Genomic DNA, 24,151 nt, shown 5'->3' on the forward strand with positions numbered 1-24,151 from the left:
ATGTCGTGCTCGACCACCTCGACAGAGAAGGTCAGGCACGTCCGGGTGAGGGGCCAGGGGACGACCGCACGAGGTCCACCGGCACGAGGTCCGCCTCGTCGCCGGAGGTTCCCGGGCCACCTGCCCCGGCACCCGCCGGTGCAGTGCAGCAAACGATAGACAACAGATTGTGGAGGACATGCCGAAGAAAGAAGGCGTGATCGAGATCGAGGGCTCCGTCGTGGAAGCCCTGCCGAATGCCATGTTCCGCGTCGAGCTGAGCAACGGGCACAAGGTTCTCGCCCACATCAGCGGCAAGATGCGACAGCACTACATCCGGATCCTCCCCGAGGACCGCGTGGTGGTGGAGCTCTCGCCGTACGACCTCACCCGAGGTCGGATCGTCTACCGCTACAAGTAAGCGAAGCCGACGGTTCCCGGCGGGAGCCACGAAAGGACCTCGACATGAAGGTCAAGCCCAGCGTCAAGCGCATCTGCGACAAGTGCCAGGTGATCCGTCGCCACGGCCGCGTCATGGTGATCTGCTCCAACCCGCGCCACAAGCAGCGCCAGGGCTGAGCAGGCGCCGGCCCCGGCCGGCACCACACAACTGAACAACCTCCATACGTGAACGCTTAGCCGCACACCGCGGTGAAACCACCCCCGGAGCAGAAGGCCGGGGCCCGACCGACGAGGGACGGGACGCGTCACGACCGACACCTCTGCGAACCACCGAAAGGCCATCACATGGCACGCCTCGTTGGTGTGGACCTCCCGCGCGACAAGCGCATCGAGATCGCACTCACCTACATCTACGGCATCGGCCGTACCTCCGCCCAGCAGCTGCTCTCCGAGACCGGGGTCGACCCGAACACTCGGGTGCACGAGCTCGGCGACGACGAGCTGGTCAAGCTCCGCGACGCCATCGACGCCAACTTCAAGATCGAGGGTGACCTCCGACGCGAGGTCCAGGCCGACATCCGTCGCAAGATCGAGATCGGCAGCTACCAGGGTCGCCGTCACCGCATGGGCCTCCCGGTCCGCGGTCAGCGCACCAAGACCAACGCGCGTACCCGCAAGGGTCCCAAGCGCACGGTCGCCGGCAAGAAGAAGTCCAAGTGATCGCACGCCCCCGGGCGTCTCACTGCACTTCGATCTCGAACTCACCGACCAGCTAACCCAGGAGTACATCTATGCCTCCCAAGAGCCGCACCGCGGCCGGCGCCAAGAAGGTGCGCCGCAAGGAGAAGAAGAACGTCGCGCAGGGCGAAGCCCACATCAAGAGCACGTTCAACAACACCATCGTCACCATCACCGACCCCACCGGTGCGGTGATCTCGTGGGCCTCGGCCGGCACCGTCGGCTTCAAGGGCTCGCGCAAGTCCACCCCGTTCGCCGCGCAGATGGCCGCCGAGGCCGCCGGTCGTCGGGCGATGGAGCACGGCATGAAGAAGATCGACGTCTTCGTCAAGGGCCCCGGCTCGGGACGTGAGACCGCGATCCGTTCCCTGGGTGCGATCGGCCTCGAGGTCGGCACCATCCAGGACGTCACGCCCACGCCCCACAACGGCTGCCGCCCGCCCAAGCGCCGCCGCGTCTGACCCGCGCCCGAGAACAGGAGACTTGAGAGATGGCCCGTTACACCGGCCCCATGACCCGGAAGTCCCGCCGTCTCGGCGTGGACCTCGTCGGCGGTGACGCTTCGTTCGAGCGTCGCCCCTACCCTCCCGGCGCGCACGGTCGTGCCCGCATCAAGGAGAGCGAGTACCGCTCGCAGCTGCAGGAGAAGCAGAAGGCCCGCTTCACCTACGGCGTGATGGAGAAGCAGTTCCTGAACTACTACAAGGAGGCCTCGCGCCGCTCTGGCAAGACGGGTGACAACCTGCTCCAGATGCTCGAGTGCCGTCTCGACAACGTGGTCTACCGCGCCGGGTTCGCCCGCACGCGCCGCCACGCCCGCCAGCTGGTCTCGCACGGCCACTTCCTGGTCAACGGCAAGAAGGTCGACATCCCGTCGTTCCAGGTCACCGCGCACGACATCATCGACGTGCGGGAGAAGTCGCTGGAGATGACCCCGTTCATCGTGGCGCGCGAGACCCACGGCGAGCGCGTCGTCCCGGCCTGGCTCGAGGCGCTGCCCGAGCGGATGCGGGTCCTGGTCCACCAGGTCCCCACCCGCGCGCAGATCGACCTGCCGGTCCAGGAGCAGCTCATCGTCGAGTTCTACTCGAAGAAGTAAAACGCTCAGGGGCTCCGCCCCCGAGTGCCCCCGCTGGGGCTCCGCCCCAGACCCCCCGCGGCCCAGGTCGCGGGGGTGGGGGACCGCTCCATCTTCCTTCCACCTCGCAGTTCGGGCCCGTCAAATAGCGGTCGGACCCGGAAAGGAAAGAACCAGTGCTCATCGCACAGCGCCCCACCCTCTCGGAAGAGACCGTCGACGAGTTCCGCTCGCGCTTCGTCATCGAGCCCCTCGAGCCCGGCTTCGGCTACACGCTCGGCAACTCGCTGCGCCGCACGCTGCTCAGCTCGATCCCCGGCGCCTCGGTCACCAGCATCAAGATCGACAACGTCCTGCACGAGTTCTCGACCGTCGAGGGCGTCCGAGAGGACGTCACCGAGCTGATCTTGAACCTCAAGGGCCTCGTCGTCTCCTCCGAGCACGACGAGCCGGTCACCATGTACCTGCGCAAGTCCGGCGCCGGCGACGTCACCGCCGCCGACATCGCGCCCCCGGCCGGTGTCGAGGTGCACAACCCCGACCTCAAGATCGCCACGCTGTCCGACAAGGGCAAGCTGGAGATGGAGCTGGTCGTCGAGCGTGGCCGCGGCTACGTCTCGGCCGTGCTCAACAAGGGTGCCGACAACGAGATCGGCCGGATGCCCGTCGACTCGATCTACAGTCCCGTGCTGAAGGTGACCTACAAGGTCGAGGCCACCCGTGTCGAGCAGCGCACCGACTTCGACAAGCTCGTCATCGACGTCGAGACCAAGCCCTCGATCCGTCCCCGCGACGCGATCGCCTCGGCCGGCAAGACGCTGGTCGAGCTCTTCGGCCTGGCCCGTGAGCTCAACGTCGAGGCCGAGGGCATCGACATCGGTCCCTCGCCCGTCGACGAGCAGCTGGCCGCCGACCTCGCCCTCCCGGTCGAGGACCTGCAGCTGACCGTGCGCTCCTACAACTGCCTCAAGCGCGAGGGCATCCACACCGTGGGTGAGCTCATCGGCCGCTCGGAGCAGGACCTGCTCGACATCCGCAACTTCGGTGCGAAGTCGATCGACGAGGTCAAGGCCAAGCTGGTCGAGATGGGCCTGTCCCTCAAGGACAGCGCGCCCGGCTTCGACGCTGCTGCTGCCCTGGCTGCGTACGGCGACGACGACGACGACGCGTTCGTCGAGGACGAGCAGTACTGACGCTCAGGGGCTCCGCCCCCGAGTACCCCCGCTCAGGGGCTCCGCCCCCGAGTACCCCCGCTGGGGGCTCCGCCCCCGAGTACCCCCGCTGGGGGCTCCGCCCCCAGACCCCCGGTCCGTGAGGACCAGGACAACTAGAAACCGACCGACGACGGAGTCGTCGGTCGTCTACCCCGGTACCTCACACGGCCGGAGAGAAGAGAGAGAACGATGCCCAAGCCCACCAAGGGTCCCCGCCTCGGCGGCAGCCCCTCCCACCAGCGCCTCATCCTGGCGAACCTGGCCACCCAGCTCTTCGAGCACGGCCGGATCACCACCACCGAGTCGCGGGCCCGCGCCCTGCGTCCGTGGGCCGAGAAGCTGATCACCAAGGCCAAGAAGGGCGACCTGCACAACCGTCGCGAGGTCCTCAAGACCATCCGCGACAAGGGCGTCGTGCACGTGCTCTTCACCGAGATCGCCCCGACCTTCTCGGAGCGCCCCGGCGGCTACACCCGCATCACCAAGATCGGTCCCCGCAAGGGCGACAACGCGCCGATGGCCGTGATCGAGCTCGTCACCGAGGCCTACAGCCCCACGCCGAAGGCGGCCACCCCCGCCCCGGCCGCGCCGGCTGCCGAGGAGACCCCCGCCGAGGAGGCTCCTGCTGAGGAGACCACCACGGAGGAGACCGCCACCGACGAGGCCCCGACCGAGCTGGGCGAGGAGGCCTCCCCCGAGGAGTCCGTCGTCGCCGAGGCCGAGGTCACCGACGAGGGCGACGCCAAGGCCTGAGAGGCCCCAGCAGCACCGCTCCACGAGGGGAGGTCCACCGGTTCGCCGGGGGGCCTCCCCTTCGTCGTACCCGCTCCCGGCCCGGCGCCTAGACCTGCTCGCCGAGGACCGCGAGCAGGTCGGCGGCGTCCAGCCCCCGTACGCTCGCGGCCTCGCGGGCCAGCCGGTTGAGCGTGACCTGGACCAGCTCGTTGGCCGGGGTGGGCACCCCGTGCAGGCGGCCCAGCAGCACCACCTCGCCGTTGAGGTGGTCGACCTCGACGTCCCCGGTGCGGCGCGCCAGGCTCTGCCAGGTCGACGAGCCCGCCTCGTCGCGGCGCACGAGCGGCCGCAGCAGGTCGCCGCGCCGGGCCAGGTCCTCCTGGCGGGAGACGACCGCGATCCCGGCAGCCCGCAGCACCCGCTCACCCTCCTCGCGCACCAGGGCGACGAGCCGGTCGGCGGCCGGGCCCTCCTGGCAGGCGGCGTCGACACCGTTGCCGAGGTTCATCAGCAGCTTGCGGTGCTTCCAGGCCATCGCGTCGACGCGCGGGACGCTCTCGAACCCCGCGAGGCGCAGGTCGGCGCTCAGCGCCTCGTCGACCGCGTCGACGCCACTGGGGTAGCTGCCGACGTCGAGCAGCCCGGGTGCTCCCAGGGAGTGCACGACGACCCGGCCGGGAGCCAGGTGGCTGGCCGGCATCATCACGGTCACCGCATGCACGTGGGCGAAGTGGCGCAGCGCGGCGCGCTCGTTGCTGACCCCGTTCTGCAGGCACACCACCGGGGTGCCGGGCGGCGCGTGGGCCGCGAGGTCGGCGAGCGCGGCAGCGGTCTGCTGGGACTTGACCGCCAGCAGCACCACCGTGTCGTCGTGCCAGTCGACCTCGGCCGGGCTGGCGACCGTGCAAAGCCGCACCAGGCGCTCGTCGTGCCCGACACCGAGCCGCAGCCCCTCGGCCTGCAGGCGGGCGAGGTGCTCGCCCCGGGCGACCGCGGTCACGTCGACTCCGGCCTCGTGGAGCAGTGCCGCGACGCCACCACCCACGGCGCCGACACCGACGACGACGTAGCGGTGCCTGCTCACCGCGGCCACTCGCGCTCGACGAGGCGCACCGCGTCGGCCACGCCCAGGCCGAGGCGACGTACGGCGGTCACGTAGGCGGCGGCGGCCCGCTCGGCCTCGGGGGCGCCGGCCGGGGCGGCGGAGGCCACGAAGGTGCCGCGCCGGCCCTCGGTCACCACCACGCCGTCGGCCTCGAGCTCGCGGTAGGCGCGCGCCACCGTGCCGGTGGCGACCCCCAGCTGCTCGGCGAGCCCACGCACGGTCGGCAGCCGGGTGCCCGAGGGCAGGTCGCCCGAGGCGGCGCGGGTCGCGACCTGGCGACGCAGCTGCTCGAAGGGCGGCTCCTGCGAGCCCGGGTCGAGCGGCAGCACTGTCATGGCCGCACCCTACGACCCGGTGCGGGCACGGACCGGGGTGCTCGCGCGGCTGGTCACGTGGTAGACCCGGGGCATGGACGCGGACGTGATGGTGGTGGGCGAGGCCCTGGTCGACGTGGTGCACACCGCCGACGGCGAGACGGGGGAGCACCCCGGCGGAAGCGCGGCCAACGTCGCGGTGGCGCTGGCCCGCCTCGGGCGCGGCGTGCGCTTCGCGACGTCGTACGCCGACGACGCCCACGGCCGGCTGATCGGTGAGCACCTGAGCGCCGCGGGCGTCGAGCTGGCCCTCGACCCCCACGTGGTCGAGCGCACCTCGACCGCGGCAGCCACCATCGGCGCCGACGGCGCGGCCAGCTACGAGTTCGACCTCGACTGGCGCCTCGGCGAGGTGCCCCTGTCGCCGGCCCCGGCCGCCGTGCACGTGTGCTCCCTCGGAGCGGTGGTCGAGCCGGGCGCGAGCGCGGTGCTCGAGCTGGTCGAGCAGCTGCGCGAGCGGGCCACCGTCACCTACGACGTCAACGTGCGCGCCGCCGTGACCGGCACCGGCTCCGAGGTGGTCGAGCGGGTCGAGCGGGTGGTCGCGCTGGCCGACCTGGTCAAGGTGAGCGACGAGGACCTCGCCGAGCTGTGGCCCACCCTGCCCGTGGAGCGGGCCGCGGCCCGGCTGCTCTCGATGGGTCCGGCCGCGGTGGTGCTGACGCGTGGCGCGGAGGGCGCCACCTGGATCGACCACGACCGCGAGGTCGCCGTCGCACCCCGACGGGTCGAGGTGGCCGACACCATCGGTGCCGGCGACACCTTCGCCGCGGCGCTCGTCGACGGGCTGGCCGAGGAGGGCCTGCTCGGCGGCCGCCTGGCGGCGATGCCGGTCGAGGTGGTCGAGAGGCTGCTCGCCCACGCCGCCCACGCGGCCTCCGTCACGGTCTCGCGGCCCGGTGCCGACCCGCCGTACCGCTCCGAGCTCGGCTGAGGAGAGGATGGGCGGGTGCGCCTGCGGATCGACCTCGCCTACGACGGCACCGACTTCCGCGGCTGGGCCACCCAGCCCGGCCTGCGCACGGTCCAGCACCACGTGGAGAGCGCCCTGGCGGTCGCGCTGCGCATCGGTGTGCGTCACGACGACCCGCCGGGCAGCGCGCGGGTGCCGGTGGTCTGCGCCGGTCGCACCGACGCCGGGGTGCACGCCCGTGGCCAGGTGGTCCACGCCGACGTCGACGAGGAGCGGGTGCTGGCCTCGGCGGGCCGCTCGCCCGCACCGCCGCTCGAGGCGCTGGTGCGGCGCCTCAACGGCATCCTGCCGCCCGACGTCGTCGTACGCCGTGTCGTCCGGGCTCCCGACGGCTTCGACGCCCGGTTCTCCGCGACCTGGCGCCGCTACGTCTACCGGGTCGCCGACCGGCCCGAGACGCTCGACCCGCTGACCAGGCGCGAGGTGCTGGCCTGGCCGCGACCCCTCGACGTCGACCTGCTGCGCAGCGCCTCCACGCACCTGGTGGGCCACCACGACTTCGCGTCCTTCTGCAAGCGCCGGGAGGGCGCGACCACCGTGCGCACGCTGCTCGACCTCGACTGGCGGCGCGCCCCGGCCGGGGGTGTCGAGGCGACGGTGCGCGCCGACGCGTTCTGCCACTCGATGGTGCGCGCCCTGGTGGGCTGCCTGCTCGTGGTGGGGGAGGGGCGCCGCCCGCCCGAGTGGCCCGCACAGCTGCTCCACGCGCGCGAGCGCCCGTCCCAGGCGGCGGTCGCCCCCGCCCACGGGCTGACCCTCGAGGAGGTCGCCTACCCCGACGACCACGAGCTCGCGCTGCGCGCCGACCAGACCCGTGCCCGTCGCGCCGAGCTGCCCCCGTCCGACACCTCCGAGGAGACCGCGTGAGCGACGAGCACTACTTCACCGCCGACCCCTCGGTGCCCTTCAAGCGGGTGCCGGTCACGGTGTCGGTGTGGGGCCACGACCTCGACCTGGTCACCGGCTCGGGCGTCTTCGCCCAGGGCCGCCTCGACATCGGCACCGCCGTGCTGTTCCGCGAGACGCCGCCGCCGAGCGGCGGCCGGCTGCTCGACCTGGGCTGCGGCTACGGCGTGATCGGGCTGGCGGCCGCGGTGGCGGCGCCCGAGGCGCAGGTGTGCGCCGTCGACGTCAACGAGCGCGCGCTGCTGCTGGCTCGCGACAACGCCCGCGCCCTGGGAGTGGCCGAGCGCTACCGCGCGCTGCTGCCCGACCAGGTGCCGGCGGACGCGACGTACGACGAGATCTGGTCGAACCCGCCGATCCGGATCGGCAAGCAGGCGCTCCACGAGCTGCTGCTGACCTGGCTGCCGCGGCTGGCACCCGGTGGCCGGGCGGTGCTGGTGGTCGGCAAGAACCTCGGGGCCGACTCGCTGCAGCGCTGGCTCGGCGAGCAGGGCTGGCCCACGACGCGCCTGGCCAGCGCCAAGGGGTTCCGGGTGCTGGAGACCCGGCGCGCCGAGGACTGAGCCCGCGCACGGCCGGGTCAGGGGGTGAGGCCGTGGGCGAACAGCTCGGCGGCGGCGGGGTCGGCGCTGGTGCGCCGGCGGTAGGCCAGCAGCACCAGCTCGCTCGCCGGGGCGTTCACCTCGACCACCGGGCGGCCCTCCCCGACGGCCACGGGCTCGGCGTCGAGGTCGGTCGGGGTGAGCAGCAGGGTGCCCGGCAGCGGGTCGATGCGACCCATCCGCAGCTGACGGGGGTAGAAGAGCGTGACGACCTCGCGGACGGCGTCCCAGGCCAGCGCCGCCGGGACGTCCCACTCGTCGCTGCGGCCCTGCGAGTCGAGCAGGTCGAAGGTGTGCAGGTGGGTCTCGTGGGTCTGGCGCCGCGTCCACCACCCGGCGGTGCCGCGGCCACGCCCGAAGGTCCAGGTCTCCTGGTCGGGGTCGGTGCCCACCAGCACCCGCACCAGGTCGTCGGCGTGCGTGCGGAACCAGCCGGGCAGCTCGCCGAGGTCCGTGGGCGCCGGGGCGGGACGGGCCTCGGGATCGCCGGTGCGCACCACGTGGGCGGCCCACTGGTAGACCCCGCCGACGTGCTCGACCAGGTCGGCGACGCACCAGTCGGGGCAGCCCGGCACCGGGGCGGCCGGGTCGGCCTCGTCGACCAGTGCGGCCATCCGCTCGGTGGCGGTCTGCAGGAACCTGTTCCAGTCGTGGGGCACCGGGCCATCCAAGCACGACGACGGCGCCCGGTCCGCGAGGGACCGGGCGCCGCCGTCAGTGGTGCTGCGCAGACGCTGGGCGTGGATCAGCCGGCGTCGGGCACGCCGCCCTCGGGCGGGGCGTCGCCCGCCTGGTCGGAGGAGTCCTCCTCGATCGGAGCGTCACCGATGTCGCTGACGAGCACCGGGGTGAGCTCCTCGGCCTTGCCGCCCTGGAGCTCCACGACGCGCATGCCGGAGATGCCCATGTGGCTGTCGGCGCTGAAGCGGAACGGCGCGAGCTGCGGGCCCTCGATGTCCTCGAAGGACTCGACGGCCTCCACGAGCCCGTCGCGGGTCAGGTCCTCGCCGGCCGCCTGCAGGGCCTGCACGAAGGCGTAGGCCTGCGACATGCCGTAGATGCGGTAGTTGGTCAGGTCGCCGCCCTCGCCCTCCTGGTCCCAGACCTCCTGCCACAGCTGCACCCACGGGTCGTCGGTCGCGTCGACACCGGGGATGTACTCGGTGGTGAGCACGCCGTTGAGCGAGCTGTTGTCACCCTCGACGGCCCCCTCGGAGAACCGGTTGAGCAGCGAGCCGACCAGCTGGGGGTCGGAGCCGACGTTGGAGTAGAACCAGGTCGGCTCGTAGCCCAGGGCCAGCGACGTGAGCTGGGTCAGCGCGGTGTAGGAGGGGGTGTTGAAGGAGATGACGAGGTCGGCGCCGGCGGCCTGGAGACCCGCCACCTGGGGACCGACGTCGGTGTTGCCGGAGGTGTAGCGCTCGACGCCGACGATCTGCTTGTCGAGGTACTGGCGCACGCCCTTCTCGCCGTCCTCGCCGAAGTCGTCGTCCTGCAGGAAGAGCCCGACCTTGGCCTTGGGCATGTTCTCGGCGATGTACTGGCCGATGATCTTGCCCTCGATCTCGTAGTCGGGCTGCCAGCCGAAGGTGTAGGGCTTGGACTCGACGTCGTCGCCCCACTGCAGCGAGCCGGAGGAGACGAAGAGGTCGGGCACGCCCTCGGAGTTCAAGAAGTCGACGACCGCGCTGTGGGTGGGGGTGCCCAGACCGCCCACCATCGCGAAGATCTCGTCCTGCAGCACCAGCTCGTTGGTGACCTGGCTGGTGTTGGTCGGGTTGTAGCCGTCGTCCTTGACGATGTACTCGATCTGGCGACCGTTGACGCCGCCGGCCTCGTTGACGAAGTCGAAGTAGGCCTGGGCGCCGGTCGGGATCTCGCTGTAGCCGGGTGCGGCCACGCCGGTGAGGGGGAAGTGGGCACCCACGGTGACGGTGTCCTCGGTGACGCCGACGTCGGAGGCGCCACCTCCCTCGCCGCCGGTGTCACTCTCGCGGTCGCCTCCGGCGCCGCAGCCCGCCAGGACCATGGTGGCCGTGAGCAGGCCGGCCACAGGGGCCAGCAGTCGTGCCTTCATCGTGTACTTCCCTTCGGGGTGGTGGGTCCGGACGCCTGGGGCGTGCCGGGGTCGTGCTCGTCGGAGCTGTCGTGCTGGTGAGTCGTGGTGGCGGGTGAGCCGGTCTTGCTGGCAGCGCCGGCGGCGGCCATCTGGCGCCGGGCGCGTCGCCCGGCCAGCGACATCCGCGTGGTCCCGACGAGGCCGGCCGGGGCCAGGAGGATGACCAGCACCATGACCAGGCCGTAGACCAGGGGCGCCAGCTCGGCGGACCGGATGTCGGAGAGACCGGCGTCGCCGCCGATGCGGGTGACGAAGGGGGGCAGGAAGGTCAGCAGGCCGGCGCCGATCAGGGCGCCCGACAGGTAGCCCAGGCCCCCGAGGACCACCGCGGTGAGCAGGGTCAGGCTCAGCACGATGGTGAAGCCGCTGGGTGCCGCCAGTCGTGCGGTGATGGCCAGCACCGAGCCGGCGGCACCGGCCGCGGCGGCGCTGACCATGAAGGCGGAGATCCGGGCCCGGCCCAGACGGATGCCGGCCAGCTCGGCGGAGACCTCGTCGTCGCGCACCGCGCGCCAGCGGCGCCCGACCCGGCCACGGGCCAGGTTGGCCAGCAGCACGAAGGTGACGATGAGGGTGATCCAGCCGAGGTAGGCGACGTACTGGCTGCGTGACATCTCGGTGCCGGTCAGCAGGTACTCCAGGTCCAGCGCCCACACGGGCACGTCGGGCAGCGAGACCCGCAGGCCCTGCTCACCACCCAGGAAGCTGCCGAAGTACAGCGCGATGCCGGGCACGGCGATGGCCAGCGCGAGCGTCGCGCCGGCCAGGTAGGGGCCGTGCAGGCGGGCCGCGGCGACACCCACCGCGGTGCCGACCACGAGCGCGACGGCGGTCGAGGCGAGCACCACCAGCGAGATCGGCATCGAGGACGTCGGGTCGTCGAGCAGCAGCGCGGTCGTGTAGGCGCCGAAGGCCATCAGGGCGCCGTGGCCCAGCGAGATCTGGCCGTTGATGCCGGTGAGCACGGTCAGGCCGCCGGCGGCGATGCCGAGGTAGGCCATCGCGGCCAGCTGCAGGGCCCGGAAGTCGCCGACGCTCTCGAGGACCACGACCACCACGGCCAGGCCGACCAGCGCGGTCAGCAGGTGCCGGCCCAGCACCGAGTGGCGCCACACGTCGAGGAAGCGGTTCATCAGACCCTCCTGGCCGAGGCCACGGCGAACAGGCCGCCGGGCTTCAGGGTGAGCACGAGCATCAGGATCAGCAGGGCTGCCAGCGCGACCAGCTCGGAGCCGAGGTAGCCGCTGACGAAGCTGAGGGACAGCCCGAGCGTCAGGCCGCCCACGACCGCGCCGACCGGGCTCTCGAGCCCGCCGAGCACGGCGGCCACGAAGCCGTAGACGACGATCGAGTCCATGTAGCCGGGGTGCACGAGACCGCCGCTGGCGATGAGCAGGCCCGAGAGCGAGCCGACGACCGCGGCCAGCGCCCAGCCGAGGGTGAGCATCCGGCCGACCCGCACGCCCAGCAGCCGGGCCACCTCGGGGTTGTAGGCCGAGGCCCGCATCCGCAGGCCCACGTCGGTGTAGCGGAAGAGCAGCAGGAGCAGCACCATCACGGTGGCCACCGCGACGATCGTGAAGATGCCCGAGGTGGTGAGCCGGATCGTGGTGCCGCCCACCTCGAGGCCACGCAGGCCGAAGGGCGCCGGGAAGGAGCGGAAGCGGTTGCCGAAGATGACCGCGGCCAGGGCGTGCAGGGTGATGAAGAGACCCAGCGTCAGGATGACCGCGTTGATCTCGGGCTTGTCCTCCACCGGGCGGATGACGACCCGCTCGATCACCGCACCGAGCACCAGGCCCGAGAGCAGGGCGGCCGCGAAGCCGATCCAGTAGGAGTAGCCGGCGTCGATCAGGGTCAGCGCGATGAAGGTGGTCACCATCGCCATCGGCGCCTGGGCGAAGTTGACGATCCGCGTGGAGCGGAAGATCAGCACCAGCGCCAGCGCGAACGCGGCGTACACGGCGCCGAGCGTGAGCCCGCCGAGGGCGGTGTTCACGAGTTGTTGCACGTCGATCTCCGTTCTTGGGGTGGGCGGTGCGGCTCAGAAGCCGAGGTAGGCATGGCGCAGCTGGTCGTCGGCGGCCAGGACCGATGCCTTCTCGTCGGCGACGACGCGGCCGAGGTTGAGCACGACGCCGTGGTCGGCCACCGACAGGGCGCTGCGGGCGTTCTGCTCGACGAGCAGGACGCTGAGGCCCTGGTCGTCGACGAGGCCGCGCAGCAGGTCGAAGATCTGCGCCACGATGCGCGGCGCCAGGCCCAGCGACGGCTCGTCGAGCAGCAGCAGGCGGGGCTCCGACATCAGGGCCCGGCCGATGACCAGCATCTGGCGCTCGCCACCCGAGAGCGTGTGCGCCAGGCCGGCACGCCGGTCGGCGAGGACGGGGAAGAGCTCGTAGACGCGCTCGAGGTCCTCGGAGCGCAGCTTGCCGCCCTTGGCCAACCCGCCCAGGCGCAGGTTCTCCTCGATGGTCAGCTCGGTGATCACGCCGCGGCCCTCGGGCACGTGGACCATGCCCAGCGCCGGCATCTGCTCGGCGTTGACCTTGCGCAGCGGCTGGCCGTCGAGGGCGATGGTGCCGGACTCGGGGCGGTGCAGCCCCGAGACGGTGCGCAGCAGCGTGGTCTTGCCGGCGCCGTTGGCGCCGAGGACGGCGGTGATCTGGCCCTTGCCGGCGGAGAACGAGACGTCCTGCAGCGCGGTGATGGGGCCGTAGCCGGCGGTGAGTCGGTCGAGGGTCAGCATCAGTGGGTCACCTCGTCGCCCAGGTAGGCCGCCAGCACGGCGGGGTCGTTGCGCACCTCGTCGGGCGTGCCGTGCGCGATCACCCTGCCGAAGTCGAGGACGGTGATCTCGTCGCAGACCCGCATCACGAGGTCCATGTGGTGCTCGACGAGCATCACCGACATCCGTGAGCCCAGCGACGTCACGAGGTCGCCGAGCTCGTCCATCTCGGCCGACGACAGGCCGCTGGCCGGCTCGTCGAGGAGCAGGAGGGTCGGCTCGGCCGCCAGCGCGCGGGCCAGCGCGACCCGCTTGCGCACCGGGTAGGGCAGACTCGTGGGGTAGCGGTCGGCGTACTGCTCGATGTGCAGCTCGGCCAGCACTGCCCGGGCGCGCTCGCGCAGCGCCTTCTCCTCGCGCCCGGCGCGGGGCAGCGCCAGCAGCGAGCCCAGGAAGCCCGAGCGGGCGTGCCGGTCGGCGCCGACCACGACGTTGTCGAGCACCGTGATCCGGTCGAAGAGGCCCAGGCCCTGCAGCGTGCGGGCCATCGAGAGCCCGGCCAGCTGGTGGGGGGCCAGCTTGTCGAGCACGGTGCCCTCGCGCACGATCCGGCCGGTGTCGGGGGTGACGAAGCCGCAGGCGACGTTGAAGAGCGTGGTCTTGCCGGCGCCGTTGGGGCCGATGACCCCGTGCACCGAGCCGGGGCGCACCGTCAGGCCCACCTCGCTCAGGGCGGTGATCCCGCCGAAGCGCACGGTGACGTCGGAGAGCTCCAGGGCCGGGGCGGGGCCGCCTTCTGCGGACGGTGTGGACGACATGTGGTCCTTCCTGGAGCGGGCAGCCGGACGCGTTCGTCCGGTTGTGACCTGCACCACCTTGGTCGCAGCGCACAGATCGCGCACTAGGCGGAGAGCACAACATTCCTTGGCTGCTGCGCTATTTCACCTCCTTTACGCTGGCGTTCCTTGTGCGTTGGGTGCGAACGTGCTGCTCATGCGTGTTGACGTCGGTCCCGGGAGGGCCACCCTGGAGGACGTCCAGCGCGCCTGGCTGCCGCTGGTGGAGCAGTCCGACCAGATCGCCGACAGCATCACGCTGACGCTGCTCGAGCGCGACGCAGCCGTCTACGACCAGGTCGGGCCCGACCTGCGCGCCGACGTCCGCGAGAGCACCAGGGTGCACATCAGGCGCGGCCTCGAGGTCCTCACCGGCCGGCGCCCGGCCGGCGGCTCGTCGGCGGCCCAGGTGTGGCGCGAGACCGGTCGCCGCCGCGCGCAGCAGGGCGTCCCGCTTGAGCTGGTGCTCAACGCCTACACCGTCGGCGCCCGGATGCTGTGGGAGGCGCTGGTGGCCCACTCGCAGCGCAAGGACGGCCGCGGTGACGAGCCGGTGCTGCTGCTGGCGGCCCGGATCGTGTGGTCGAACCTCGACGTGCAGACCGCGGTGCTCATCTCCGCCTACCGCCGCGAGAGCGCCCGCCTGACCCGCGTCGACCTGCAGCGCCAGCAGTCGGTGCTCGACGCCCTCGTGGAGGGCCGCGGCGCCGACCCCGAGTACGCCGCCGAGGTGCGCGACGCGCTCGGCATCGACCCCGACGCCCCGGTCGGCTGCCTGGTGGCGCTGCTCGACGGCGAGGTCGACGCGGGCCTCGAGCCCAGCGAGGACCGGCTCGAGCGGCTCGGGCTGACCGTGCGCTGGCACGTGCGCGGCGGCACCTACTTCGGGCTCGTGGCCGCTTCGTCGCCCGGCGCGACCGGTGCCACGGTGTCGCCGCTCGCCGAGGACCTCCTCGTCGACGTGGTCGGGCCGCAGGTGCGGGCGCGGGTCGGGGTCTGCGTGGCGCCCGACGGGGTGGCCGGCTTCGCGGCGGCGTACCAGCTGGCGACCCGGGCGGCCGAGACCATGGGCCGGGGCACCACGGGCGCCGTGGCGGTCTCGCAGCGCCTGCCCGAGGTGCTGCTGGCCGGTTCGCCGCAGGTGGCGCCGCTGCTGCTGCGCGAGACCCTCGGCCCGCTGCTGGCCCAGCCCGAGGCCCAGTCGCGCACCCTGCTCGACACGCTCGCCGCGCTGCTGCGCCACGACGGCTCGCCCACGCACGCCGCCGAGGAGCTCTACTGCCACCGCAACACCGTGATCTACCGGCTCAAGCAGATCGAGGAGCTCACCGGGCGGTCCCTGGCCAGCCCCCGCGACAAGCTGCTGCTCGAGCTGGCCCTGATGGCCCGCGACCGCTGACCCGCTCGCCGTTGGTCGAGCAGGGAGGAGCGCCAGCGACGAGCGTCGCCGAGACCCCGTGAGAACCGCGCCGGCCGTACGTCGTGGAGCCGGGCGACCGCGGAGTGGTCACTCCCGACAACCCAGGCCGCCCTGGAGGTGTCGTTCGTGACCACTGCGCCGTCCGAGCCTGCTCGCCGTACGCCATGGGGTCGCCCGGTTTCGGCGACGCTCGAGCCTTCGGCCCTCGCTGCTCGACCAACGGGGTCGTTGGTCGAGCAGGGAGGAGCGCTAGCGACGAGCGTCGTCGAGACCCGGTGAGGGACACGCGGGCCGCAACGACTCGCCGTACGCCATGGGGTCGCTGGGTTTCGGCGATGCTCGAGCCTTCGGCCCTCGCTGCTCAACCAGCGGGGTCGTTGGTCGAGCAGGGAGGAGCGCTAGCGACGAGCGTCGTCGAGACCGCGTGAGAACCGTGCTCGCCGTACGCCATGGGGTCGCCCGGTTTCGGCGACGCCCGAGCCTTCGGCCCTCGCTGCTCAACCAACGGCGGGCCCTCGCTGCTCAACCAGCGACGGGGTCGTTCAGGGGTGCAGGAGGGGGCGGAAGAGGGCGAGGGTCTCGTCGACGGCGCGGTCGGCCGCCTCGGAGTGGCGGCCCATGTCGACGAAGCCGTGGACCATGCCGGGGAAGACCCGGTGCTGCACCGGGACCCCGGCCTCCTCGAGGGCGCGGGCGTAGGCGTTGCCGTCGTCGCGCAGGGGGTCCAGCTCGGCGGTGACGACCACGGCCGGGGCCAGGCCGTCGAGGCGGCCGTGCAGCGGCGAGAGCCGCGGGTCGGCGGGGTCGAGGTCGGGCGCGTCGCCGGCGTACTGGGCGCCGAACCAGGCCATCGTGGCGGTGTCGAGGAAGTAGCCCTCGGCGTTCTCGGAGTGCGAGGGGTAGGAGCCGGCCGAGTCGGTGACGGGGTAGATCAGCAGCTGGGCGGCCAGCGGGCGGCCCTCGTCGCGCAGCACCTGGGCGGTGACCGCGGCCAGGTTGCCGCCGGCGGAGTCGCCGGCCACGCCCATCGCCTCGGAGCCGCCGAGGTCGGCGAGGTTGTCGCTGACCCAGTGCGTGGCGGCCAGCACGTCCTCCAGCCCGGCGGGGAAGGGGTGCTCGGGGGCGAGGCGGTAGTCGACCGAGACCACGACGGCCTCGCAGCGCGACGCGATCAGCCGGCAGGTCAGGTCGTGGGTGTCGAGGTCGCCGATCACGAAGCCGCCACCGTGGAAGAAGACGACCGTGGGCAGCGCCTCGAGGTCGCTCGAGGGCCGGTAGACCCGGCCCGGGCGGGCCGCGGCGCCGCCGGGGAGGTGGACGTCCTCGACCGAGGCCATCTCGGGCAGCACCGAGGGGTCGCGCAGGTCGACGGCCAGGGTGCGGAACCCGGCGCGGGCCTCGTCGGCCGTGCCCTCGTGCATCGGCGGGGTGCCGGCCTGCTCGAGGAAGGTGAGCAGGGTGGCGAGCTGCGGGTCGATCGGCACGGGTGGTCCTCCTGGTGGTGGTGCGGTCGGGGTGGGGGTACGTCGCTGGGCTCGGCTCAGACGAAGGCGCTGATGCCGGTCTCGTCGCGGCCGATGAGCAGCTTCTGGATCTGGCTGGTGCCTTCGTAGAGCGTCATCACGCGGGCGTCGCGCAGGTACTTGGCCGGCGGGTACTCGTCGACGTACCCGGCCCCGCCGTGCACCTGCAGCGCGTTGTTGGCCGCGCGCACCGCCGCCTCGGAGGCGAAGAGCTTGGCCTTCGACGCCGCCACGCCGTAGGGCTCGCCGCGGTCGATCAGGTCGGCGCAGCGCCAGGCCAGCAGTCGCGCGGCGTCGGCGTCGAGCGAGATGTCGGCGATCATGTCCTGCACCAGCTGGAAGCCGGCCAGCGGACGGCCGAACTGGGTGCGGGAGGTGGCGTACTCGACCGCCGTCTCGAGGCAGCCCTGCACGATCCCCACGCAGCCGGAGGCCACCGCGAGGCGGCCCTTGTCGAGGGTGCTCATCGCGATCTTGAAGCCGGTGCCCTCCTCGCCGAGCATGGCCGAGGCCGGCACCCGGACCCCGTCGAGGAACAGCTCGGCGGTGGCCTGGCCGCGCAGCCCGAGCTTGCCCTTGATCTCGCGGGCCTCGAAGCCGGGCGCGTCGGTCGGCACCAGGAACGCCGAGATGCCGCGCGGCCCGTCGCCGCCGGTGCGGGCGAAGACCAGCGCGACGTCGGCCCAGGTGCCGTTGGTGATGTAGAGCTTCTGGCCGTCGATCACGTAGTCGTCGCCGTCACGGCGCGCCCGGGTCGTCAGGTTGCCCGCGTCGGAGCCCACGTCGGGCTCGGTGAGCCCGAAGCAGCCCAGCTTGGTGGCCTCGGCCAGCTGGGGCAGCCACTCCTGCTTCTGCTCCTCGCTGCCGTGGAAGAGGATCGACTTGCCGACCAGGCCGCTGGAGACCGAGACGATGCCGCGCAGCGCCGAGTCGGCGCGACCGAGCTCCTCCATGGCCAGCGAGTAGGTGACGTAGTCGCCGCCGAGGCCGCCGTACTCCTCGGGGATGGTCAGGCCGAAGAACCCGATCTCGGCCATCTTGGGCACGATCGCCAGGTCGACGGACTCGGCGCGGTCCCACTCGACGCGGTGGGGGACCGCCTCGCGGTCGAGGAAGTCGCGTGCCAGCGCGCGGAAGGCCTGCTGCTCGTCGCTCAGGGAGAGGTCCATGGGGTCATCCTGCCTCGGGGGTGGGGGCGGCCAGGTCTACCAGGCGCGCCAGTGCGTCGCGGTGGGCGTCGGGGCTGCCGAGGAGCACGTGGTCGGCCTTGGCCCGCTTGAGCCGCAGGTGCACCGGGCTCTCCCAGGTCATGCCGAGCCCCCCGTGCAGCTGCACGGCCTCCTCGGCGGCGTGCACGGCGACCTCGGAGCAGAAGGCCTGCGCCACGGCCACCGACACCGGTACGTCGCTCTCGCCGGCCAGCGCCGCGGCCGCGTGCGCCGCGACGGCGGAGGCCTGGCCGACCTCGGCGTAGAGGTCGGCGAGGCGGTGCTTGAGCGCCTGGAAGCCGCCGACGACGCGGCCGAACTGGCGGCGCTCCGAGAGGTGCGCGACGGTCTGCTCGAGGCACCAGGCGGCCAGCCCGGCCTGCTCGGCCGCCAGCACCCCGGCCGCGGTGGCCAGCGCGTGGTCGAGGGCGGCGGTGACCTCGTCTCCGGTGGCCAGGGGCGTGCCGGCCTCGACGTCGAGGCGGACGTCGCTGACCGGGCGGGTCGCGTCGAGGGAGGTGTGCGTGGAGACCGCGACCCCGTCGGCGTCGACGGGCACCAGGTGCAGCGCCGGTCCGTCGGGTCCGTGGACGGGCACCAGCAGCAGGTCGGCCGGGAGGCCGACGACACCGCGCACCTCGCCGGCCAGGCGGCCGCCGGAGACCTCGACGCCGGTCCGCCGGGCCCAGGAGCCGGCCGAGGCGGTGCCCGCCGGCACGACGAGAGCCGCGGTGCCGCCCTCGGCCAGGCGGGCGAGCGACTCGGCGGCGCCGAGGCGGACGAGCAGGCTGGTGGCCAGCACGGCGCTGGTCAGGAAGGGCACGGGCGCGCAGGCGCGACCGCACTCCTCGGCGACCACCGCGGCCTCCCGGGGCCCGGCCCCGGCACCGCCGTGCTCCTCGGGCACGAGCAGCGCGGCCAGGCCGAGGTCGTGGGCCAACCCCGACCAGGCGGGCCCCGAGACGTCGTCGCTGCCGTCGGCCAGGGCGACCAGCGCCTCGGTGGGGCAGGTCTTGGCGAGCACGGCGCGCACCGAGCGGCGCAGGTCGGTCTCGACGTCGCTGGGCAGCAGGTCGAGGTCGGGGGCGGCGGGGATCGGCTGGGCGGTCATCGGGGCAGGTCCTTCCACGCCACGTCCTTGTCGACGCGCGGCTCGCCGGGCAGGCCGAGCACGCGCTCGGCGATGATGTTGCGCAGGATCTCGGAGGTGCCGCCCTCGATGGAGTTCCCCTTGGCGCGCAGGTAGCGGTAGCCCGCGTCGCGCCCGGTGAAGTCGACCTTCTCGGGCCTGCTCAGGGTCCAGTCGTCGTAGCGCAGGCCGTCCTCGCCGAGCAGCTCGACCTCCAGGGCCGAGAGCTCCTGGGCGAGCCGGGCGAAGACCAGCTTGGTCGCCGAGCCCTCCGGTCCGGGGGCGCCGACGGCCAGCTGCTGGCGCACCCGGCTGCCGGTGATCCGGGCGGCCTCGGCCTGCACCCACAGGTCGAGCAGGCGCCGGTGCGCCCCGTGCGTACGACGCTCGGGGTGCGCACGCCAGGTCTGCGCCACCTTGCCGACCATCCCGGCCTCGCGCGGGACGGCCTGGCCGCCGATCGAGACCCGCTCGCTGTTGAGCGTGGTGTTGGCGATGCGCCAGCCCTCGCCGACCGCGCCCAGCAGCTGGGCCGCGGGCACGCGCACGTCGGTGAGGAAGACCTCGTTGAACTCGGCCTCGCCGGTCAGCTGCCGCAGCGGGCGCACCTCGACGCCCGGCTCGCGCATGCCGAGCAGGAAGTAGCTCAGCCCGCCGTGCTTGGGCACGTCGGGGTCGGTGCGCGCGACCAGGATCGCGAAGTCGGCCAGGTGGGCCGAGGAGGTCCACACCTTCTGCCCGTTGACCACCCACTCGCCGGTGGACTCGTCGGGCACCGCCCGGGTCGCCACGGCGGCCAGGTCGGAGCCGGCGCCGGGCTCGGAGAAGAGCTGGCACCAGATCTCCTCGCCCAGCCACAGCGGGCGCAGGAAGCGCTCGTGCTGCTCGGGGGTGCCGTGCGCCAGGATCGTCGGCGCGGCCATGCCCAGCCCGATGCCGTTGCGCTCGGGGGCGTTGTCGGGCGCCCCGGCCGCGGCGAGCAGGTCGTCGACGTGGGCCTGCAGGTCGCGCGGGAGCCCGAGGCCGCCGAGGCCCGCGGGGAAGTGCACCCAGGCCAGGCCGGCCTCCCACCGGGCGCGCAGGAACTCGGCACGGTCGGTGGTGGCGGGGTCGTGGGCCTCGAGCAGGGCGGTGACGCGCTGCTCGAGGTCGCTGCGGTGCTGCTCGCTCACGAGGTCGCGTGCGTCTGCTTGCGGATCTCGGCCTTGGCCAGGGCGTTCTTGTGCACCTCGTCGGGGCCGTCGGCGAAGCGCAGCGTGCGGATCGAGGCGTAGGCGTTGGCCAGCGGGAAGTCCTGGGAGAGGCCGCCGGCACCGTGCACCTGGATGGCCTTGTCGAGGATCCACTGCACCGTCTTCGGCGTGGCGATCTTGATCGCCTGGATCTCGGTGTGGGCGCCGCGGGCACCCACGTCGTCCATCAGCCAGGCGGTCTTGAGCACCAGCAGGCGCAGCTGCTCGAGGCGCACCCGCGACTCCGCGATCCAGTCGCGCACCACGCCCTGCTCGGAGATGGCGCGGCCGAAGGCGACCCGCGAGTCGGCGCGGGTGCACATCAGCTCGATGGCCTTCTCGGCGACGCCGATGGCGCGCATGCAGTGGTGGATGCGGCCGGGGCCCAGGCGGGCCTGGGCGACGCCGAAGCCGCCGCCCTCCTCGCCGATCAGGTTCGAGACCGGCACCCGCACGTCCTCGAAGCGCAGCTCGGCGTGGCCGCCGTGCTCGTGGTCGTCGTAGCCCATCACGTGCATCGGGCGCACCACGGTCAGGCCCGGGGTGTCACGCGGCACCAGGATCTGGCTCTGCTGACGGTGCCGCGAGGCGCTCGGGTCGGTCTTGCCCATCACGATGAAGACCTCGCACTGCGGGTTCATCGCGCCGGTGATCCACCACTTGCGCCCGTTGATGACGTACTCGTCGCCGTCGCGCACGATCGAGGTCTCGATGTTGGTGGCGTCGGAGGAGGCCACGTCGGGCTCGGTCATCGCGAAGGCCGAGCGGATCCGCCCCTCCATGAGCGGGCGCAGCCAGCGCTCCTGCTGCTCGGGGGTGCCGAACATCGCCAGCACCTCCATGTTGCCGGTGTCGGGCGCCGCGCAGTTGAGGGCGGCCGGGGCCAGGTGGCCGGCGCGGCCGGTGATCTCGGCGAGCGGGGCGTACTGCAGGTTGGTCAGCCCGGCGCCCAGGTCGCCGTAGTGGCCCACCGGCAGGAAGAGGTTCCACAGCCCGCGGCTGCGGGCCTCGGCGCGCAGCTCCTGCAGCACCGGCGCGGTCGACCAGGCCCAGCGGTCGTCGAGGCCGGCGAGCTGGTCGGCGAAGACCTTCTCGTTGGGGTGGACGTGGGTGTCCATGAAGTCGAGCAGGCTCTCGCGCAGCTCCTGCGTACGGGCGTCGAAGGCGAAGTCCATGGTGGGTCCCTCCAGGGGGTCGGGTCGGGTCAGAGGTGCGAGGTGGCGGCGAGCCCGGCCGCCAGCAGCGGCGGCACCGCCTCGCCGATGGCATCGAAGCCCTCGCCCACGGTCTGGCCGTGGGCGTGGCGGTAGTGGATGCCCTCGAGAATGACGGCGAGCTTGAGGTGGGCCAGGCCCAGGTGGAAGTCCATCGGGCCCAGGTCGCGCCCCGAGGCGGCGGCGTACGCCGCGAGCTGGTCGTCGGCCGAGGGGTAGCCGGGGGCGGTGGAGACGTCGGCCAGCCCGGCGTCGGCCACCGAGGCGCCGGACCCGGCGACCAGGCCCGCCAGCCGGTCGTAGACGACCAGCAGCGCCAGGTCGGTCAGCGGGTCGCCGAGCGTGGCCATCTCCCAGTCGACGACCGCGCGCACCGGCTGCGGGTGGTCGGGGTCGACGAGCAGGTTGTCGAGGCGGTAGTCGCCGTGCACCACGGCGGGCGCGGCGTCGGGCGGCACGTGGGCGGCCAGGCGCTCGAGCAGCAGGTCGGCGTCGGGCAGGTCGCGGCTGCGTGAGCCCTCGAGCTGGCGGCCCCAGCGGCGCACCTGGCGCTCCAGGAAGCCGGCCGGGCGACCGAGGTCGCCCAGGCCGACCGCGTCGGGGTCGACGGCGTGCAGGTCGGCCAGCACCTCGACCATCCGCCCGACCAGTGCCCGGGTGCGTTCGGGCCCCAGCGGCTCGATCTCCTCGGCGCGGCGCAGCGCCACCCCGTCGACGACCTCCATCAGGTAGAACGGCGCGCCGAGCACGGCGTCGTCGGCGCAGTGCGCGTGCATCGCCGGGACCGGCACCGCGCTGTCGGCCAGGGCGTCCATCACCCGGTACTCGCGGCCCATGTCGTGGGCGGTGGCCTGCACGTGTCCCAGCGGGGGCCGGCGCAGCACCCATCGGCGCGCGGGCTCCTCGCGCACGTGCAGCGCGTAGGTGAGGTTGGAGCGTCCGCCGGTCAGCAGCCGCGCCTCGAGGGCGTCGGCGGCGGGCATCTCGCCGGGACGCTGCGCGTCGTACCAGCGCTGGACCGCGACCAGGTCGAGGCCGGGCAGCGCGCCGCTCACGCGGGGCCCGCCAGGTGGTCGTCGAGCTTGGACTGCAGCCGGCGCATCCCGCCCAGCCAGCGGTCGGTGTCGGTGGCCCGGGCGGCGTAGTAGGCGGCGACCTCGGGGTGCGGCAGCACCAGGAAGCGGTCGTCGGCCAGGGCGTCGACCCAGCAGCCGGCGACGGTCTCGGGGGTGAGCGCCTCGTCGTGGGAGAGCAGGTCCTGCAGCGGGCCGGCCTCCTCGAGCATCCGGGTGCGCACGCCCTGCGGGCAGATTGCCTGCACGGTGACGCCGCGGTGGCCGTAGGTCACCGAGAGCCACTCGGCGAAGCCGACCGCGGCGTGCTTGGTCACCGAGTACGGCGCGCTGCCGATCATCGTCAGCAGGCCCGCGGCCGAGGCGGTCACCACGAACCGCCCGCCCTCGCCGCCGGCCTCGGCGGAGGCGACCCACTCGGGCACCAGCAGCCGGGCGGCGCGCACGTGGGCCATCACGTTGACGTCGACGACCCGCTCCCACACGTCGTCGGGGGTCTGCAGGCTGTCGGGGCCGCCGGCACCGTCGATGCCGGCGTTGGCCAGGTAGACGTCGATGCGGCCGAGCTCGGCGGTGGCCTCCTCGACCAGGGCGCGCACACCCGCGTCGGAGGAGCAGTCGCCGGGCACGGCGACCGCGCCGATCTCCTCGGCCGTGCGGCGTACGGCGTCGGCGTCGAGGTCGTTGACCACGACCCGGGCGCCCTCGGCGACCAGGCGGGTGGCCAGCGCGCGGCCGATGCCGCCGGCGGCGCCGGTGACGACCGCGCCGCGGCCGGCCAGCGCCTCGTGGCCGGCCATCACACGCCGCCGGTGAGGGTGACGCCGCCGTCGATGAGCAGGGTCTGGCCGGTCACCCAGTCGGCGTCCTCGGAGAGCAGGAAGGCGACCGCGCCGGCGACGTCCTCGGGCACGCCGAGGCGCTTGAGCGGGTACTGCGAGGACACCTCCTCCTCGCGGCCCTCGTAGAGCGCCGAGGCGAACTGGGTCTTGACCACCGCGGGCGCGACGGCGTTGACGCGGATGGTCGGGCCGAGCTCGACGGCCAGCGACTCGGTCAGCGAGATCATCATCGCCTTGCTGGCGCCGTACATCGAGATGCCCGGGGCGGGCTTGACGCCGCTGACCGAGGAGATGTTGACGACCGAGCCGCCGTGCTCGCCCATCCAGGCGCGGTGCGCGGCCTGCACCCAGGCCAGTGCGCCGATCGCGTTGACCTCGACGATCTTGCGGGCGGCGTCGAGGTCGAGGTCGACGAGGGGACCGTAGGCGGGGTTGATGCCCGCGTTGTTGACCAGCAGGTCGAGGCTGCCGAAGGTCTCGACGGCACGCGTCACGACCTCCTCGCGGTGCGCGGGGTCGTCGGCCTTCCCGGCGACGGCCAGGGCCACGTCGGGACCGCCCAGGGTGCGCACGGCCTCCTCGAGGGCCTCGGGCTTGCGGGCGGTCAGCACGACGCGCGCGCCCTCGTCGACGAGTCGCTGGGCGATGCCAAGGCCGATCCCGCGGCTGGCGCCGGTGACGACGGCGGTGCGGCCCTTGAGTCCCTGCATGGTGCTCCCTC

At 73.1% G+C, this 24,151-nt stretch carries 27 protein-coding genes; 11 read left to right on the top strand and 16 right to left on the bottom strand.

Translation table 11 applies throughout. From position 1 onward, the window contains the following. Positions 1 to 178: 178 nt before the first annotated feature. The 7 genes from infA to rplQ all read left to right on the top strand — a co-directional run bounded on the left by infA (position 179) and on the right by rplQ (position 4,164). Entirely contained in the window at positions 179 to 400 is a 222-nt protein-coding gene (gene infA / locus JOE61_RS14430) for a translation initiation factor IF-1 (RefSeq protein ID WP_068114187.1), read from the top strand. A gap of 44 nt (positions 401 to 444) precedes the next feature. Beyond that, on the top strand, positions 445 to 558 hold the full coding sequence (gene rpmJ, locus JOE61_RS14435) for a 50S ribosomal protein L36 (RefSeq protein WP_179614223.1): 114 nt from the start codon (positions 445 to 447) through the stop codon (positions 556 to 558). A gap of 168 nt (positions 559 to 726) precedes the next feature. Next, complete coding sequence (gene rpsM / locus JOE61_RS14440; protein WP_193668484.1) at positions 727 to 1,101, top strand: 30S ribosomal protein S13; 375 nt, start codon at positions 727 to 729, stop codon at positions 1,099 to 1,101. A 71-nt stretch (positions 1,102 to 1,172) separates the two neighbouring features. After that, positions 1,173 to 1,580 carry a 30S ribosomal protein S11 gene (gene rpsK / locus JOE61_RS14445; protein ID WP_090849777.1) on the top strand — a complete coding sequence of 136 codons (408 nt, stop codon included), beginning with the start codon at positions 1,173 to 1,175 and terminating at the stop codon, positions 1,578 to 1,580. A 29-nt stretch (positions 1,581 to 1,609) separates the two neighbouring features. After that, complete coding sequence (gene rpsD / locus JOE61_RS14450; protein ID WP_193668483.1) at positions 1,610 to 2,218, top strand: 30S ribosomal protein S4; 609 nt, start codon at positions 1,610 to 1,612, stop codon at positions 2,216 to 2,218. Positions 2,219 to 2,373: 155 nt separating this feature from the next. Then, on the top strand, positions 2,374 to 3,390 hold the full coding sequence (locus tag JOE61_RS14455; protein WP_193668482.1) for a DNA-directed RNA polymerase subunit alpha: 1,017 nt from the start codon (positions 2,374 to 2,376) through the stop codon (positions 3,388 to 3,390). 210 nt (positions 3,391 to 3,600) lie between these two features. Next, positions 3,601 to 4,164, top strand: a complete 564-nt coding sequence (gene rplQ, locus JOE61_RS14460; RefSeq protein WP_193668481.1) for a 50S ribosomal protein L17 — start codon at positions 3,601 to 3,603, stop codon at positions 4,162 to 4,164. An 88-nt stretch (positions 4,165 to 4,252) separates the two neighbouring features. Here the strand turns inward: rplQ and JOE61_RS14465 are convergent, their stop codons facing one another. Both JOE61_RS14465 and JOE61_RS14470 read right to left on the bottom strand, forming a co-directional pair. Beyond that, a complete protein-coding gene (locus tag JOE61_RS14465; protein ID WP_193668480.1) occupies positions 4,253 to 5,230 on the bottom strand; it encodes a ketopantoate reductase family protein in 978 nt (325 codons plus the stop codon). After that, positions 5,227 to 5,586: a GntR family transcriptional regulator gene (locus tag JOE61_RS14470; protein ID WP_193668479.1), complete on the bottom strand. Its 360-nt coding sequence runs from the start codon at positions 5,584 to 5,586 to the stop codon at positions 5,227 to 5,229. Before JOE61_RS14470 ends, JOE61_RS14465 begins: the two co-directional genes overlap by 4 nt. Before the next feature lie 73 nt (positions 5,587 to 5,659). Between JOE61_RS14470 and JOE61_RS14475 the strand changes: the two genes are divergently transcribed. Genes JOE61_RS14475 through JOE61_RS14485 form a run of 3 tightly spaced genes read left to right on the top strand, consistent with a single transcriptional unit; the run spans position 5,660 to position 8,067 of the window. Next, complete coding sequence (locus JOE61_RS14475) at positions 5,660 to 6,559, top strand: PfkB family carbohydrate kinase (protein WP_193668478.1); 900 nt, start codon at positions 5,660 to 5,662, stop codon at positions 6,557 to 6,559. Between the two features lie 15 nt (positions 6,560 to 6,574). Beyond that, complete coding sequence (gene truA, locus JOE61_RS14480) at positions 6,575 to 7,465, top strand: tRNA pseudouridine(38-40) synthase TruA (RefSeq protein WP_193668477.1); 891 nt, start codon at positions 6,575 to 6,577, stop codon at positions 7,463 to 7,465. After that, a complete protein-coding gene (locus tag JOE61_RS14485) occupies positions 7,462 to 8,067 on the top strand; it encodes a class I SAM-dependent methyltransferase (RefSeq protein WP_193668476.1) in 606 nt (201 codons plus the stop codon). The genes truA and JOE61_RS14485 overlap by 4 nt, the downstream gene beginning before the upstream one ends. A 17-nt stretch (positions 8,068 to 8,084) precedes the next feature. On the opposite strand, the gene JOE61_RS14490 is transcribed toward JOE61_RS14485, so the two are convergent. From JOE61_RS14490 to JOE61_RS14515, 6 genes are all read right to left on the bottom strand, one after another. Then, positions 8,085 to 8,765 carry a maleylpyruvate isomerase family mycothiol-dependent enzyme gene (locus JOE61_RS14490; protein WP_193668475.1) on the bottom strand — a complete coding sequence of 227 codons (681 nt, stop codon included), beginning with the start codon at positions 8,763 to 8,765 and terminating at the stop codon, positions 8,085 to 8,087. A gap of 86 nt (positions 8,766 to 8,851) precedes the next feature. Beyond that, positions 8,852 to 10,183, bottom strand: a complete 1,332-nt coding sequence (locus JOE61_RS14495) for an ABC transporter substrate-binding protein (protein WP_193668474.1) — start codon at positions 10,181 to 10,183, stop codon at positions 8,852 to 8,854. Next, positions 10,180 to 11,358, bottom strand: a complete 1,179-nt coding sequence (locus JOE61_RS14500; protein WP_193668473.1) for a branched-chain amino acid ABC transporter permease — start codon at positions 11,356 to 11,358, stop codon at positions 10,180 to 10,182. Before JOE61_RS14500 ends, JOE61_RS14495 begins: the two co-directional genes overlap by 4 nt. Then, a complete protein-coding gene (locus JOE61_RS14505; protein WP_307823028.1) occupies positions 11,358 to 12,224 on the bottom strand; it encodes a branched-chain amino acid ABC transporter permease in 867 nt (288 codons plus the stop codon). Before JOE61_RS14505 ends, JOE61_RS14500 begins: the two co-directional genes overlap by 1 nt. 45 nt (positions 12,225 to 12,269) lie before the next feature. Continuing rightward, positions 12,270 to 12,974 (bottom strand): ABC transporter ATP-binding protein, encoded by a 705-nt coding sequence (locus JOE61_RS14510; protein WP_193668471.1) that lies wholly within the window; start codon positions 12,972 to 12,974, stop codon positions 12,270 to 12,272. Further along, entirely contained in the window at positions 12,974 to 13,771 is a 798-nt protein-coding gene (locus JOE61_RS14515) for an ABC transporter ATP-binding protein (RefSeq protein WP_193668470.1), read from the bottom strand. Before JOE61_RS14515 ends, JOE61_RS14510 begins: the two co-directional genes overlap by 1 nt. A 175-nt stretch (positions 13,772 to 13,946) precedes the next feature. On the opposite strand from JOE61_RS14515, the gene JOE61_RS14520 reads away from it, so the two are divergent. Further along, the gene (locus JOE61_RS14520; RefSeq protein WP_193668469.1) at positions 13,947 to 15,188 is read left to right on the top strand and encodes a PucR family transcriptional regulator; all 1,242 of its coding nucleotides are present in this window, start codon (positions 13,947 to 13,949) and stop codon (positions 15,186 to 15,188) included. 563 nt (positions 15,189 to 15,751) lie between these two features. On the opposite strand, the gene JOE61_RS14525 is transcribed toward JOE61_RS14520, so the two are convergent. From JOE61_RS14525 to JOE61_RS14560, 8 genes are read right to left on the bottom strand one after another with little or no spacing between them, the layout of a single operon-like run. Further along, positions 15,752 to 16,693 carry an alpha/beta hydrolase gene (locus tag JOE61_RS14525; RefSeq protein WP_193668468.1) on the bottom strand — a complete coding sequence of 314 codons (942 nt, stop codon included), beginning with the start codon at positions 16,691 to 16,693 and terminating at the stop codon, positions 15,752 to 15,754. Positions 16,694 to 16,749: 56 nt separating this feature from the next. Beyond that, entirely contained in the window at positions 16,750 to 17,901 is a 1,152-nt protein-coding gene (locus JOE61_RS14530; protein WP_193668467.1) for an acyl-CoA dehydrogenase family protein, read from the bottom strand. A gap of 4 nt (positions 17,902 to 17,905) precedes the next feature. Next, on the bottom strand, positions 17,906 to 19,051 hold the full coding sequence (locus tag JOE61_RS14535) for an acyl-CoA dehydrogenase family protein (RefSeq protein WP_193668466.1): 1,146 nt from the start codon (positions 19,049 to 19,051) through the stop codon (positions 17,906 to 17,908). After that, a complete protein-coding gene (locus tag JOE61_RS14540; RefSeq protein WP_193668465.1) occupies positions 19,048 to 20,241 on the bottom strand; it encodes an acyl-CoA dehydrogenase family protein in 1,194 nt (397 codons plus the stop codon). Before JOE61_RS14540 ends, JOE61_RS14535 begins: the two co-directional genes overlap by 4 nt. Continuing rightward, the gene (locus tag JOE61_RS14545; protein WP_193668464.1) at positions 20,238 to 21,476 is read right to left on the bottom strand and encodes an acyl-CoA dehydrogenase family protein; all 1,239 of its coding nucleotides are present in this window, start codon (positions 21,474 to 21,476) and stop codon (positions 20,238 to 20,240) included. The genes JOE61_RS14540 and JOE61_RS14545 overlap by 4 nt, the downstream gene beginning before the upstream one ends. 29 nt (positions 21,477 to 21,505) lie before the next feature. Next, on the bottom strand, positions 21,506 to 22,570 hold the full coding sequence (locus JOE61_RS14550) for a phosphotransferase family protein (RefSeq protein WP_307823029.1): 1,065 nt from the start codon (positions 22,568 to 22,570) through the stop codon (positions 21,506 to 21,508). Further along, positions 22,567 to 23,388: an SDR family NAD(P)-dependent oxidoreductase gene (locus tag JOE61_RS14555; RefSeq protein WP_193668463.1), complete on the bottom strand. Its 822-nt coding sequence runs from the start codon at positions 23,386 to 23,388 to the stop codon at positions 22,567 to 22,569. The genes JOE61_RS14550 and JOE61_RS14555 overlap by 4 nt, the downstream gene beginning before the upstream one ends. Continuing rightward, a complete protein-coding gene (locus JOE61_RS14560) occupies positions 23,388 to 24,140 on the bottom strand; it encodes an SDR family oxidoreductase (protein WP_193668462.1) in 753 nt (250 codons plus the stop codon). Before JOE61_RS14560 ends, JOE61_RS14555 begins: the two co-directional genes overlap by 1 nt. Positions 24,141 to 24,151 lie beyond the last annotated feature (11 nt).

The organism is Nocardioides salarius, assembly GCF_016907435.1.
Classification (GTDB): domain Bacteria; phylum Actinomycetota; class Actinomycetes; order Propionibacteriales; family Nocardioidaceae; genus Nocardioides; species Nocardioides salarius.

Coding starts and splice junctions, on each gene's coding strand:
- infA (WP_068114187.1), top strand. CDS start 179: ATGCCGAAGAAAGAAGGCGTGATCGAGATCGAGGGCTCCGTCGTGGAA.
- rpmJ (WP_179614223.1), top strand. CDS start 445: ATGAAGGTCAAGCCCAGCGTCAAGCGCATCTGCGACAAGTGCCAGGTG.
- rpsM (WP_193668484.1), top strand. CDS start 727: ATGGCACGCCTCGTTGGTGTGGACCTCCCGCGCGACAAGCGCATCGAG.
- rpsK (WP_090849777.1), top strand. CDS start 1,173: ATGCCTCCCAAGAGCCGCACCGCGGCCGGCGCCAAGAAGGTGCGCCGC.
- rpsD (WP_193668483.1), top strand. CDS start 1,610: ATGGCCCGTTACACCGGCCCCATGACCCGGAAGTCCCGCCGTCTCGGC.
- rplQ (WP_193668481.1), top strand. CDS start 3,601: ATGCCCAAGCCCACCAAGGGTCCCCGCCTCGGCGGCAGCCCCTCCCAC.
- JOE61_RS14470 (WP_193668479.1), bottom strand. CDS start 5,586: ATGACAGTGCTGCCGCTCGACCCGGGCTCGCAGGAGCCGCCCTTCGAG.
- JOE61_RS14475 (WP_193668478.1), top strand. CDS start 5,660: ATGGACGCGGACGTGATGGTGGTGGGCGAGGCCCTGGTCGACGTGGTG.
- JOE61_RS14495 (WP_193668474.1), bottom strand. CDS start 10,183: ATGAAGGCACGACTGCTGGCCCCTGTGGCCGGCCTGCTCACGGCCACC.
- JOE61_RS14500 (WP_193668473.1), bottom strand. CDS start 11,358: ATGAACCGCTTCCTCGACGTGTGGCGCCACTCGGTGCTGGGCCGGCAC.
- JOE61_RS14510 (WP_193668471.1), bottom strand. CDS start 12,974: ATGCTGACCCTCGACCGACTCACCGCCGGCTACGGCCCCATCACCGCG.
- JOE61_RS14515 (WP_193668470.1), bottom strand. CDS start 13,771: ATGTCGTCCACACCGTCCGCAGAAGGCGGCCCCGCCCCGGCCCTGGAG.
- JOE61_RS14520 (WP_193668469.1), top strand. CDS start 13,947: ATGCGTGTTGACGTCGGTCCCGGGAGGGCCACCCTGGAGGACGTCCAG.
- JOE61_RS14530 (WP_193668467.1), bottom strand. CDS start 17,901: ATGGACCTCTCCCTGAGCGACGAGCAGCAGGCCTTCCGCGCGCTGGCA.
- JOE61_RS14535 (WP_193668466.1), bottom strand. CDS start 19,051: ATGACCGCCCAGCCGATCCCCGCCGCCCCCGACCTCGACCTGCTGCCC.
- JOE61_RS14545 (WP_193668464.1), bottom strand. CDS start 21,476: ATGGACTTCGCCTTCGACGCCCGTACGCAGGAGCTGCGCGAGAGCCTG.
- JOE61_RS14555 (WP_193668463.1), bottom strand. CDS start 23,388: ATGGCCGGCCACGAGGCGCTGGCCGGCCGCGGCGCGGTCGTCACCGGC.
- JOE61_RS14560 (WP_193668462.1), bottom strand. CDS start 24,140: ATGCAGGGACTCAAGGGCCGCACCGCCGTCGTCACCGGCGCCAGCCGC.